This window comes from Nonlabens sp. MB-3u-79 (genome assembly GCF_002831625.1).
Classification (GTDB): Bacteria; Bacteroidota; Bacteroidia; order Flavobacteriales; family Flavobacteriaceae; genus Nonlabens.
This window is the reverse complement of the sequence record NZ_CP025116.1, coordinates 2,629,772-2,642,529: the sequence shown is the minus strand read 5'-3', so window position 1 is coordinate 2,642,529 and position 12,758 is coordinate 2,629,772. Positions and strand designations below refer to the sequence as shown.

General features: G+C 34.0%; 15 protein-coding genes. All 15 read right to left on the bottom strand.

Annotation, left to right across the window (positions count from 1 at the left end; genetic code table 11):
- Positions 1 to 67 precede the first annotated feature (67 nt).
- Positions 68 to 871 (bottom strand): alpha/beta fold hydrolase, encoded by an 804-nt coding sequence (locus CW736_RS11740; RefSeq protein WP_101014276.1) that lies wholly within the window; start codon positions 869 to 871, stop codon positions 68 to 70.
- Positions 872 to 1,143: 272 nt separating this feature from the next.
- A complete protein-coding gene (locus tag CW736_RS11735; protein ID WP_101014274.1) occupies positions 1,144 to 1,842 on the bottom strand; it encodes a hypothetical protein in 699 nt (232 codons plus the stop codon).
- A 46-nt stretch (positions 1,843 to 1,888) separates the two neighbouring features.
- A complete protein-coding gene (locus CW736_RS11730; protein ID WP_101014271.1) occupies positions 1,889 to 2,914 on the bottom strand; it encodes a hypothetical protein in 1,026 nt (341 codons plus the stop codon).
- Positions 2,915 to 3,113: 199 nt separating this feature from the next.
- Positions 3,114 to 4,016: an alpha/beta hydrolase gene (locus CW736_RS11725; protein WP_101014268.1), complete on the bottom strand. Its 903-nt coding sequence runs from the start codon at positions 4,014 to 4,016 to the stop codon at positions 3,114 to 3,116.
- Positions 4,017 to 4,197: 181 nt separating this feature from the next.
- Positions 4,198 to 5,010 (bottom strand): SDR family oxidoreductase, encoded by an 813-nt coding sequence (locus CW736_RS11720; RefSeq protein ID WP_101014266.1) that lies wholly within the window; start codon positions 5,008 to 5,010, stop codon positions 4,198 to 4,200.
- 4 nt (positions 5,011 to 5,014) lie between these two features.
- Positions 5,015 to 5,887, bottom strand: a complete 873-nt coding sequence (locus tag CW736_RS11715) for an SDR family oxidoreductase (RefSeq protein ID WP_101014264.1) — start codon at positions 5,885 to 5,887, stop codon at positions 5,015 to 5,017.
- A gap of 130 nt (positions 5,888 to 6,017) precedes the next feature.
- The gene (locus CW736_RS11710) at positions 6,018 to 6,926 is read right to left on the bottom strand and encodes a helix-turn-helix domain-containing protein (RefSeq protein ID WP_101014262.1); all 909 of its coding nucleotides are present in this window, start codon (positions 6,924 to 6,926) and stop codon (positions 6,018 to 6,020) included.
- 248 nt (positions 6,927 to 7,174) lie between these two features.
- On the bottom strand, positions 7,175 to 7,735 hold the full coding sequence (locus CW736_RS11705) for a hypothetical protein (RefSeq protein WP_101014260.1): 561 nt from the start codon (positions 7,733 to 7,735) through the stop codon (positions 7,175 to 7,177).
- A gap of 205 nt (positions 7,736 to 7,940) precedes the next feature.
- Positions 7,941 to 8,351 carry a hypothetical protein gene (locus CW736_RS11700; protein WP_232735356.1) on the bottom strand — a complete coding sequence of 137 codons (411 nt, stop codon included), beginning with the start codon at positions 8,349 to 8,351 and terminating at the stop codon, positions 7,941 to 7,943.
- 149 nt (positions 8,352 to 8,500) lie between these two features.
- On the bottom strand, positions 8,501 to 9,229 hold the full coding sequence (locus CW736_RS11695; RefSeq protein WP_101014256.1) for an FISUMP domain-containing protein: 729 nt from the start codon (positions 9,227 to 9,229) through the stop codon (positions 8,501 to 8,503).
- A 230-nt stretch (positions 9,230 to 9,459) separates the two neighbouring features.
- Positions 9,460 to 9,726: a hypothetical protein gene (locus tag CW736_RS11690; RefSeq protein WP_101014254.1), complete on the bottom strand. Its 267-nt coding sequence runs from the start codon at positions 9,724 to 9,726 to the stop codon at positions 9,460 to 9,462.
- Positions 9,727 to 9,931: 205 nt separating this feature from the next.
- Positions 9,932 to 10,156, bottom strand: a complete 225-nt coding sequence (locus tag CW736_RS11685; protein ID WP_101014252.1) for a hypothetical protein — start codon at positions 10,154 to 10,156, stop codon at positions 9,932 to 9,934.
- 100 nt (positions 10,157 to 10,256) lie between these two features.
- Positions 10,257 to 11,252 carry an alpha/beta hydrolase gene (locus CW736_RS11680; protein ID WP_101014249.1) on the bottom strand — a complete coding sequence of 332 codons (996 nt, stop codon included), beginning with the start codon at positions 11,250 to 11,252 and terminating at the stop codon, positions 10,257 to 10,259.
- A gap of 165 nt (positions 11,253 to 11,417) precedes the next feature.
- On the bottom strand, positions 11,418 to 12,335 hold the full coding sequence (locus CW736_RS11675; RefSeq protein WP_101014126.1) for an amidohydrolase family protein: 918 nt from the start codon (positions 12,333 to 12,335) through the stop codon (positions 11,418 to 11,420).
- Between the two features lie 96 nt (positions 12,336 to 12,431).
- Entirely contained in the window at positions 12,432 to 12,647 is a 216-nt protein-coding gene (locus CW736_RS14145; protein WP_157810951.1) for a hypothetical protein, read from the bottom strand.
- Positions 12,648 to 12,758 lie beyond the last annotated feature (111 nt).

Sequence of the window (12,758 nt, the reverse complement as noted above, 5' to 3'; positions counted from 1 at the left end):
ACTGATAATAACTATCCAAAAGCTCTTGGAAAGTCGGATATTTTCAAAATAAATTAGATTTCATCATCTAAATATTTGCTAAAAATTTAGTCACCAATTCTATTGTTTCTTTTGGTGCACTCATGTGTGGGCAATGTCCTGTAGCCTCCATAACAACAATTGTGCTATTTTGCAACTGTTCATTAACGTATTTTCCAACAACTTCAGGCGCAATTACATCAGAGGTACTTTGTAAAATAAGAGTTCTTGTTGTCAATTTTGACAAATCGTGACGATTATCTCCTAAAAACGTAACATTTGCAAAATGTTTTGCTATTTTAGGATTGTTTTGACAAAAACTATTTTCTAATTCTTTGCTCAACTCTGGTTTATCAGCATTACCCATAATTACGGGAGTAATGGCACCCGACCAACCTAAATAATTGCTGTCCAAAGATTCCAATAATTCATGAATATCTGCCTCGTCAAAACCACCATAATAAGTTTCATCATTAATATAACATGGTGATGGACTTACCATAATCAAAGTATCAAATAAGTGTGGTGCTTTGTTAGTTGCCAATAGCCCCATCATCGCAGCTACTGAATGTCCAATAAAAATGACATTTTTAAGGTTAAGACTTTCGCAGATTTCTATAATATCATCTGCATAGCCTTGCAAAGACGCGTATTTTTTGTAGTCGTAAGCCGAAATGTCTGATTTGCCGGAGCCTACATGGTCAAAAAGTACAATTTTGTACTTGCTACGAAACGCCGGTGTAATAAATCTCCACATATTTTGGTCGCAACCATAACCATGTGCCATCAACATAACCTGTGTGCCTTCGCCATGAACAGTTACATTGTTTCTCTTAATAACATCTCGTGTCATTTTTTTTAATTCTTAAATAAATATATGAAAATATTTTTTTAACTTAAAAGATTTATGTTTTATTCTCAAGCTTTTGACAACTTTTAAGCGCTGAATTTTTTAAAAAAAACCTAAAAATTTGACGTTAGCTGTAGAAATTAATCTCGGTTTTCCGTGATGTGGGGAATGAAGGCTAACGTTCTTGTGTGTGATTATTGGCGTGTTGAAGTACCTAATTTCGCAAATAGGCAAGAACCCAGCAATAAATTATATACGGTGTTGCCAGTAGTTTTTTATTCGTTAGTTCCAATATATTGTAATTCGTTTTTTGTTTTAGAAAGTTGAAAATGAAAGTGTATTGTTCCATCTTCCATAGGTTCCTTTACGTAATATTCTCGATTTAAATAGTTTTCAGTTTCAAAATTCAGTTTTTCAAAAGTATAATGATTAGCACTTGGATAGTCGTTAAGGAAATCTTCGGTTTCGATAAAACCTTTAGATTCTCTTATTTCCTTTGCAATCCTCGATTTGTCGGAATCCGAAATTTGAATTTTTAGAGTGTGTGCGTAGTCCATAAATCCGCCACTTTCATTTTTCAGAATTTTAAAATTGTCTTTTAATTCAATATTATGTTCCGCTAATAATTTTCGTGCGTCATTTTTGCTAAAAGTCCAGTCACTAATCCAAGGTGTCATACATAAAAGGATAAAACCTAAAGTCAAAAATGATGATACATACTTTCCAGTTTTCGGTCGTTTAAATATTCGAAAAGTCCAATAAGTCAGAAATATGATTTGAAAGACAAAAATAAATGGCCAAATAAAAATCACAAGAAATTCCAATTCAGCCAGAATTGTCCAAGCAATTATTAGGGATAAAATAATTCCAGTTATAATTCCAATTTGTTTGTTTCCGTGTTTATATGGAAGCCAAAAACAAAGGACTGTTAATCCTAATAAAATTAAACTTGTTATGAGATTGAAGTGGTTCATTCAAATTACTGGCAACGTCCTCAATAAACGGTCGTTTTATTGCCGTTTATTTATTGTTGGTTGTCGTTTTTAAATCTACTTCAGTAAATAATATTTTTCTAAGTGTTTCAAATCCCAACGAATCTCGTAAAATATTATGTCCTGCCCCTTCAACAATTTGCATGTGGACATATGGTGACCTGGCAGATGCCAGTTGTTCATAATAAGTTAGCCCTTGATTTAAAGCCCCGACCTGATCATTCCCTCCATATACAAGATAAACATCCGTATTTGGATAGTAGTAATTCCCCCCATAGGAAATACTGGAATTTTTATAAATATCTGTAAAGGTACTGTCGCGCAGTGCACAAGGTCCTTTTTCATTTTTATTAAAACCTAAACTTTGATCTATTGCTGTTCTGGCTTTCTCAGAGTAATTAAGTTGACTATTTAAAGGGTCGGTATCAAAACATCCAATATCTAACCTTCCCATCCAAAAACCAGCAAAAATAATGGCCTTGTCTGTGATATTATCGATTCCATAAAAACTAAGCATATAAGCTATTTGTGCAGCACCTCCCGAATAACCATAAAGAATAAATGGCTTATCTTTTTCTACTAAATTATCATAAATATACTGTGTAATAGAAGCAGGATGAACAGCTAACTTACGAAATCCTTCTTGCTCCTCTTTGCTAGCTTTGAACCATCCTTCGTTCCATTTTATTTGAATTACACGGTATCCTTTTTTTAATGATTCTTCATTAAAAGCTTTTTTATAGTAAGTGCCCAGTCCACCAGAGTACGTTACAATAGTTCCAATTGTCTCACCTTCAGGCTCATTTATTCTTAAAACTCCAGTTTTAGTTTCGAATACTTGAGCAGAAGATGAAGTAAACTTATAGCACTTACCTGTCAATGTCTTACGCGCCCAGCATGTATCAGGTTTTGGATTAAAATCGATCTCCCCCAAATTCAGTGTTATAGTTTCTTCATCAGTTTTATCAGTTATACATGACGCTAAAAAAGAAATTGCAATCAGCATTCCTAGGGCACATATAAGGTAGTAGTGAGATGATTTTTTGATTTTCATTTTAATATTGGATTTTGAATATGTTCGTTTAACGTACCGTATGACTATCAAAGTGTTTGTATATGAAAAGTAGGCGATTCCGAAGCATGAAACTTTCGGTTAAACACAAAGTTTGATATAAGCCAAAATCTTGGACTCTAGTGTTTTTTTGCCTATTTTTTATATACATTGTTGGCTGTAGTTTTTTTGTTTTAGTTGATCATTTATTACCATACAGCGCCATAATGGTTCTACTTATCATTGCAGGATATACGGATACATGTGACTCCCCTTCAAATATTTGCCAGTTAAAATCTACATTTTCATAATCAGCATTTTTAAGAGATGTTTGAAATTTTTTCATTTGAGAAACATAATTATTTCCATCATTTTTATCATTTCCACCAACCGAAATAAATACTTTCGTTGCAGGCATATCAAAAGATTCATTCAGAGTAAATTGAGAAACTGCTTGGTTCAATACTTTTTCATTGTCCCAATAAAATGCAGGACTGTTGATACCAAATCGGGTGAAATACCCATCAGAATTTATCAAACAATAGGCAGCAAATAATCCTCCCAGCGAGTGTCCCGAAATCCCTCTATCAGCATTTGTTTTGTAATGTTTGTCAATAAATGGGATGATTTCGGTTTTAAGACTTTTTAGAAATTTAGTAGCCCCTCCAGATTTTAATTCGCCTGCTGCAAAACCCCAACGTTTTTCTAAGGCTCTTTCTCTAGCAGTATTAATGGTTGGAGTATAATCGTACAGTCTATTTTTCAACCAACTTTGGATGTCTAATCCAGATCCAATGCCGACAATGATGACTTCTTCTAAAGATCCTGATAGATCTGAAGCCTCTTTTGCTGCTAAGATTGAGTAAAAGGAATATCTGCCATCCAAAACATATAAAACTGGGTAAGAAAGTGTGTCTTTCGTTGAATAACTGTCAGGAAAAGAGATGTACAATTGATACTCTTTTCCCGTTAACTTAGAAGCTATTACGTGCTCTGGCTCTAGTATTCTTTCTTTTGGCTCCAATTTTTGAGCAAATACGGTAGTACTAAAAATAAGTAATAGAATTGCAGTTATTATAAGTTTTGCTGGTTTTAAAATAGTCATTTAATTTCTTTTTTTTAATTAATTTTCAGTTTATTTACATTACTGCTAACGTTTAATGTATGAGCAGTAGCGGATTAAGAATCCACTAACTTTTCGGAAACCAAGATACTTAATTAAATACAAAAACGGTTTGAGATCGCTCTCAAACCGCTATTGCTTATACATATTGTTAGCTATCGTTTTATTTTCCCATTTGATTATTCATCATAGAAAAGAACTCATTATCTGTCATCTTTTTTCTACTGTCTAGCAAGAAGTTTGCATCATCACCTGCTCTATATCTTAGCTGTTCACTATCATCAGATACAGCTGTATAAATTACATCTGCTACTAAACTCGCTGCTGAAGAGCTGTTGTCTGGGTTTTGCCATTGTTTCATTAAAGCTCCAATAATTGGTTGATAATCGGCAATTTCTCCCGCTTGAAAATCAAAAGAACGACCTCCAAAATCTGTGGCAATCATTCCCGGTTCCACTATCTTGACTTTTACACCAATTTCTTTCATTTCATAATGCAATGATTCGGAAATCCCTTCAACTGCAAATTTAGTTCCGTGATAGAGCGAACCTAAAGCAAAAGTCATTTGACCACCTATTGAAGATATATTGACAATAACACCATCTTTATTTGCTCTAAAATGTGGAATAATGGCTTTTGTTACGTCCATTAACCCTATGACGTTTGTATTGAATTGCTTGATGATGTTTTCTCTTGGAAAAGATTCCAACGGGCCATAAGCTCCATATCCAGCATTGTTGACAAGTGCATCAATTTTACCAAATTTTTCAATCCCGTTTTGAATCGCTTGGTTGATTGATTCTAAATCCAAAACATCTAATTTTTCCAAGAGGACGTTTTCCAATTCTTTTAGTTCCGTATCCTTTTCAGGAGATCGCATAGTTGCAATAACATTCCAACCTTTCTGTTGAAAATATATGGCTGTAGCTTTTCCTATTCCACTACTTGTTCCTGTAATCAATATCGTTTTATTCATCTTCTTATTTATTGAGGCTTAATAAATTATCTACTCCATTGGCACCATAAATCCCTTTGGTAGTTTGTTCTAATACATTGTTGTAATTCTCAATCGGTTCTTTCAAACCTGAAAAATCGACAACGGTTCTAAATGGTTTTTCGCCAAAAGGAGTTTCCACTAATGTTGCTACTGCATCAGCAATCGCTTGCGGTCTTTGGTTTGGAATGGATTCCAAATAACCAATATAACCATTCAAAGAAGCATCTGGTGCATATACCATTTCACCATACCCCTCATTTCTGCTGTCATCGCTTGGCTTTAACATAGCTCCCATAAATGCAGTTGGCATTCCGCCTGGCTCCACAATACAAGATTCAATACCAAATCCTGAAAGCTCAGCTCTGTATCCTTCTGCTAAAGACTCTAATGCATATTTTGAGGCTGAATAAGCGGCTAAAAATGGTGTTGTAACTCTACCTATACAACTTGATGTGTGAATTATTGTGCCCTTACCTTGTTGTCTAAAATGTGGTAAAACAGCTCTCAAAAGTCGTTGTACGCCAAAAACGTTTACGTCAAATACTTTTTGAATATCCTCTGCGGTAAAAGATTCAAGAATCCCATTTGCTCCAATTCCAGCGTTATTGAAAACAGTATCAATCCCTTCCATTCTATCAATGGCTGATTTTACTCCTTCATTAACACTTTCTTCATTGGTAACATCCATTTCCACCAATTGAACTCCTTTTGATTTTAGTTCATTGGCGATTTCTGCATTCTTCCCTTGTATAGAACGCATTGTTCCTACAACTTGATGCCCATTTTCTGCTAATTGAATACAAGTTAAACTGCCAAAAGCTCCACTTGCCCCTGTAACTAAAATTTTATGTTTCATCTTTTTTAATTTTAATGTTTTGATGAAACAAATATCCTACAGTTATGAGTGTTCTTTTAACACTAAAAGAGGAAGGTTAAACACAAATCGCAGAAACAAAAAAGGAAGCTGTTTTTCTTCCTTTTTTGTTTTAGTTTAACTGCCTGTATTCTTGTGGTGTTTTACCCGTTTTTTGTTTGAACAGCCTCCCGAAATAATGAGGGTAATTGAAACCAAGCGTGTAGGCAATGCCACTAATTGAATCTGTCGAGCTTAGTAACAGGTTTTTAGCTTTTTCGACTAAAAAGTCATTAATGTGGTCTTTAGCAGAACGTCCTGTTTCTTTGGCGAGTAAATCACTTAAATAACTAGGGGAGAGATTACATTTATCAGCTAGATAATGAATGGTAGGTGGGCCTTTATCAATTAACTCATTGTTCTTGTAATAATCTTTTAGCAGGACTTCAACCTTGGATACAATATCAAGATTACTGGCAGAACGTGTGTTGAATTGTCTCTCATAGAAACGAACACTATAGTTCAGTAACAATTCAATATTGGAAACTAAAACTTGTTGACTGTGATTGTCAATTCGTTCTTTTATTTCACTCTTAATGAGTTCTACAATTTGGGTAAGTGTATTTTGCTCTTGTTGAGAAAGGTGCAGGGCTTCATAAACTTCATAATTGAAAAAGTTATAGGAATCCATTTTTTCACCAAGAGCCGTTTTTCTAATCAAATCAGGATGAAAATAGAGCATCCAACCTTTTACTTGATTTAGTTTCTGTGGCTTGTTAACGGTTATTATTTGTTCAGGAGCTGTAAACATCAATACGCCCTCATCAAAATCATAGTGGTTTCGTCCATAATCAATACCACAACTTGAGTCTTTTAAGGCAATGCAATACAGATCTGAAGAGAAGCGCATTCCAACCGTATCTTCACCGTAGGACAGTCTTTTTGTGTCAATGATTGTGATTAACGGGTGAGTTGGCTTTTCCAATCCCATTCCTGATAGAAGATCATTGATTGATTTAGAATGAATTACCTGCTCGCTCATATATTTGCTTTTTACAAAGCTAGAAACATCAATTCAGTTTCATTAACACAAATCCCTGCTTGACTAACACGATTTGGTTTTAATGGTAGCTAACGTGATTGTGTATGGTTAGTTGCGTGGATAAGCAACTAATTTAGCAAATAAATCAAAGATAGAATATTCCACAGGAATGTTCGTAAGTCGGCAGTGACCAAGCAATTAATTATACACGGTGTTGGCGGCTGGCTTTATTCTATTTGATAAATATATTAATTAACCCATTCAAATGAGTCTATAGAAATACCTTGATAACAATCATCAGCACATCCATTTGGGACAAATCCACATAGCGTCATTATTCCATTAATTTCAGTTTCAAAGTATAATGTGTTTTTTTCTTTATCAACCACTAAATAATCACTTGCACAAGAACTATATAGTTTATCTATTGTCAATGGTGATGCTCCTTTCTCATGACTACCTAATACATACTCATTCTCATCATAAGAATCTGTTATGATTCGCTCACCTGTTTGCTCATCAGCTCTAAACTCCTTATAAACCCTTGCTTTTACCTTACCGTCTATAATTTTTAATTTAGTTGTGCTTCCAAAACCAGCCCATGATAGAAAAGTTGTTTTATATATATATGAATTTCCATTGACTATTTTTAACTCCGTCCATTTATTAAGACTCTCGTTATAAGATAATATATTTTTATCCTTTAATGAAGTCAAGATAGATAACTTATTTTTATTGGAATCATCATTTTTCTCAAACAAGATAAAAGTCAATGTGAGTGCAAAAAACAAACTCAGATATACTTTCATAATTTAATTGTTTAATGTTAATTTTAAGATGTTTAAATCATTGTTCAGATTTAGTTATGCTTGCTACTAACGGTTGTGTATGGTTAGTTGCGAGGTTCAAGTAACTAATTTAGCAAATAAAACACAGATAGAAAATCCACGAGGATTTTCGTAAGTAGTCAGGAAGCCAGCATTAAATTATATACGTTGTTGGTAAATCGTATTTTTATTTCAGATTATAATTTTTCAATTCAGTTTTCAATTCCATTAGAGAATTCGGTTCAATGATTTGAGTGTTAATTATGAACTCAGTTTTTTGTGTAATCAGTTTTAAGTCTCCAGCAAATTCCCTTATAGACTTTATTTCGGCTAGTTTTATTTTTTTTGGAAATAGACTGTTTTTTATTAATTCTCCGTTTTTTAGAGTCAGATATTGTTTTCTGTTTTCAAAGTAATAAATTATAAACATGAAAATTCCAGCTCCAATTTGTCCAATTCCAATAGATGCGAGTGAAATTTCTTTCCATTCTGAGGTGATAAAAGAGAGCAAAACGAGAATAATTCCGATTGCTAAAAAGAAGATTCCCATCCTTGAATTACTTCTTAATCTCTCTTTTGTATATCTGATTTTCATCATTTCGTATATGTTTGCCAACGTTTCGCAGCTAAAAGAAGTTGGCGATTAAGAAGCACGAAAATTTCAGTTAAGCACAAAGTTTGATTCGAGCCAATACTTTGTAATTTAGGACTATTTTACCTGTCTTTTATATACATTGTTAGCAAATGTTATTCTTTTATACATCTTATACCTGCTCCAATTTGAATTGCATTATTCTCATAAATTATTGTCGTTGTATCAAATAAATTAATCACAGTTCTTGTGCCATTTTGTACACTCACATCACTAGTTGCCCAAGTACATATTCCACCGCCTAATGTTGGTCCACCAAGAGCATTGATGTAACCATTTGGCAACCCTTTAAATCCAATTGCGTCAGTTCCATTTCCAGCAGGATCAAGCCATCCTGCCTCAGTTTTAAGGGCTTCTCCTTCTGTACCTGATTGACCGTTATTAGTAAGATAATTTTCCAATTCTATGAAATCTTGACTTGTTGGCATTCTCCAACCTACTGGTGCTATTTTGCCAGATTCAATAGCAAAATGATTATACATTGCCCCATAATAGTCAAATGGCAAATCTTCATCAAATTGGTTGTTTAAATCCCACGTATCTGCCCATTGATAAAATCCCTCACTATTAAACATACTGCCAAGTGCACCCCAATTATTGCCATGAATATTGATGTTGTATTGTGTTATAGGTGTGCCATCATTGTATTTTGTTGTTTTTAGATTTTCCAGCATCCAAATTTGACCCCCAACTGTAATGGTTTGATATACATTACCATCTGCATCTGTTACAGTTAATTCTGGATCAACTATAATTTGGTCATCATCCTTGTTACAACTAATTAAAATTGAGATTAATAAAGTCAAAAAGATTATTTTTTTCATTTTCTAAGTTCTTTGTATTAACGTTTGCCAACGGTGATGTATATGGCTCGTAGCGTGCAAAATAGCGATAACTTTTCGGTTAAGCACAAGCCAATTTTTTAATTTTATTATTACTTTATTTTTTCAATAAGCCAAATTAAAAAATTTGGCGGACTTGCAAATATGCTTAAACTTTTAATTAACCAACTGATAAGCTATGAGCTATATACGTTGTTGTGCACAGTACTTTTTCAGTTCTTTCGGCTAATTTCGTCTCCAAATACTTCGTTATCTTTTAAGTAATCTTTTTTTGGATCTATTTTCATTAACTCAAGTTTGTCTTCAAAACTCAATTCGTTAAAGTATTCTTTTTCAAACTCATATTGTTTTCTGCCATCAAATGAATTTATATCCAAACTTCCATTGATTCTTTTGTACTGTCTACGCAAAGTTTCAGACCAACTAATTTTTGGTAATTGTTTTGGTTTTGTTTCACTAAATAATTCTTGGCAAACCAAAAAGGCACTATTAAAATCAAGTAAATCTACATTAGAGATATACGCTATTGAGCAGAGATAAACAGGTAATTCAAATACGTAATGCTCTCCCTTTTTCTCATAATCCTAGATTTTAGATATTTCGAATTCTACTGGGGCATTATTTTCTTTTGACGTACTTATTCCGTCGTTGGTTATTTTCCAACGTCCTATCTGAATTGGTTCTTTAATCATCGATAAATTCCCAAGGTATTTCTTTTTTAAAAATAGCGATATATTCTTCCATAAAATTAATTGGTATATTTTGTTTGAAGGTTCTTATCGTTCTCTCCCGTTCGCTGTCGCTCCTGAATATTTCGATAATCAGTTTATCATTTTCATATATTTCTATTCCAATTCCGTCACGCTGAACATCGCTTGCAATAATTATTCGGTGGTTTTTTAATTCCATTAGCGGGTTTTTTTCGTATTGTGCACAACGTCTAGGCTAGCTGCAGTAGCTGGCGGCGCGTTGGGTTTTGAGCGTTTAGCCCACTGCTAGCTATTGACAGCTAGCCATTGTTGTGATCAGTTTTTTTTAAGAATTCTGTAACAGCTTTCTTTACTTTTTCAGCTTCACAAAAAACTGCTGAATGACCACAGTCACCTGTCAAAGTCACTAATTTAGCGCCTAACTTTTCAGCTAAGATGGTAGATGAAATCGGATTTACTAGATGGTCTTGTTTCGAAACAATAACCAGTAAATCAGCTTTAATTACATCCGAAATATTTTCAATATCACTACTTGCACTTTTATAGATGTCAAGTGAAATCATTGCGTTCAACCCACCTAGAACATTTAAGGGTTTCATTGTAAATCCTTCACCTATGTAAGCATCTACACTGTCAGCTGGGTATTTATTAACAACATAAGTGGGCGTGTATAGATTGATAAATTCGATGTTTTCAGCCAGTTTTAAAGCAACGTCCAAATCTTGTTTGTTCTTTTGTGCAGTTGTAATAATGTCAGCCATAGTTTGCCAAACTAAAAGATCGTATGACGACTGTTTAGGACTACCAATTATAGGAATAGCCTTATCCATAAAATCAGGATAGGCAACTAACCATTCAAACGCTTGCATGCCTCCCATGGATATTCCTACAACAGCATACAAATGGTTAATATTCAAGTGATCAGTTACTAATTTATACTGGGAGTTGACCATATCCCGAATGGTTATATCGGGAAAATCAGGTGTATTAGATGGAGATGAGGATATGCCATTGGTAAGCGCATCCACAACAATCACATATAATCCTGTTGTATCCATTATGATGTTTGGCCATCCAATCGCACCTTCGCTGGTACCTGTAAAATGGGTAGGCCATAATACCGCATTGGTCTTCTCAGCATTGAGTTTTCCTAGAGTTCTATACCCAACTTTGCAGTCCTTAATGATATATCCATCCTCGGTCGTGAAGTCACCTAGGTTAGTAAACTGCTGTTTAGATTGAGCTGCTATGCAACTTGTAATTAATAAAAATAGGACAGTAATAATATTTCTCATGTTAAAGTTATTTTATTTTTCTTAATTGATCACAACGTTTATGTATAAGAATAGTTGCGGGTTTGCGTGCGAGGATTTTCCGCAGGAAAATCAGATGTAGCAAACACGCAACTACCTTTTTTATAGCACTAAACCGCAATTATTTTTATACGGTGTTAGGCACAGTTATTCTTTCAATTTTAAAAATATTGCTGCATTATTATAAAAAATATCTTCTTTCTCTTTATCTGTCAAGAAATCAAGACTTTTTAGGAAATTAATTGATTTTTCAATAGCATATGGAAATTTCATTTGATCAGAGCCAAACATTACTCGATTTAGATAACCAGCTTCTTTTGCGTTTTTGATAAATTCTTTAATATAGCGTTGTGTATTAGGTTCTACCCATAACATTACTGCAAGATCTGTATAGAGTTGTGGATAATAGGCCATGAGCCTAAGAGCATGCTCTGGCCAATCTTCTCCACCAGCATGCATCATATAAATTCGAAGTTTAGGATATTTCACCAAAACATCTTCAATTGTATATGGATCACCTAATTTTAATCTTGCTTTTGGTGACCAAGAATATGTTCCACCAGGATCTCCTCCCCCCATGTGTACAGCCACAGGAATATCATATTTTTCACAAATTTGTAAGTAAGGCTGCCAAATAGAATCACTTAACGTTGTCCCACCGTAATAAGGCGCGGTTTCTCCGAAAACTTCAATTTTATTATCTTTCACCATTTGTTCAAATTTTACAGAATCCATGTCATAATCATCTGGTGTATACATTAAAATACCTCTTATGATACGTTGATTACTATCTTTTGTTACCCAATTCTCAACACTTTCAGGATTACCACTTACCATTGCCTTAACGATATTAAATTTTTCAAATGCAGCAAATGTTTCTAAACGGTGTGATTCTGCATCTTTTGAACCTTTATTACCGTAATAATCTTGGTCTGGTTCTTTTCCTTCAAATTCACTTTCAGTGTAGGAGTGAATATGCATGTCAATAATCTTTGTATGGGTTTGTGCAAACAAGGATAAATGAACTAAAGTAGAAGTCAGTAATATAATATTGAACTTTTTCATGGTATTTTTTTTAATTGTGCCTAACGGTCTCGGTTATGATTTCGTTGCATGAAAGTAAGCCAAAAACCTGATGCCACAAAAAGCAGCCCAGCTCTTTTACTTTATTTGTGGTCTGTTTTTTTTACAGACGACAGTTTTCATTAAACGTTCAAAAGGGCTGCGGCTGTAGATCCAATCACTAACAGCCATTGGCAAGCTCTTAACTTGCAATGAATTATAACCGTTGTTACCTACCGTAGCACCACATACGCATACTCCATAGCTAGTAAATATTTGGAGTGTTGCGGTTCTAAGGTTATGATATATTTTCATTCTGTGAGTTCTACTTTTCATCTTGTGAGTTCTAATGGAGCGCCTTGGGGAATGTATTTTAACGATCTAGGTGTTGGTATGATCTGGATTTATTTTGATCTCTAAGAGCCA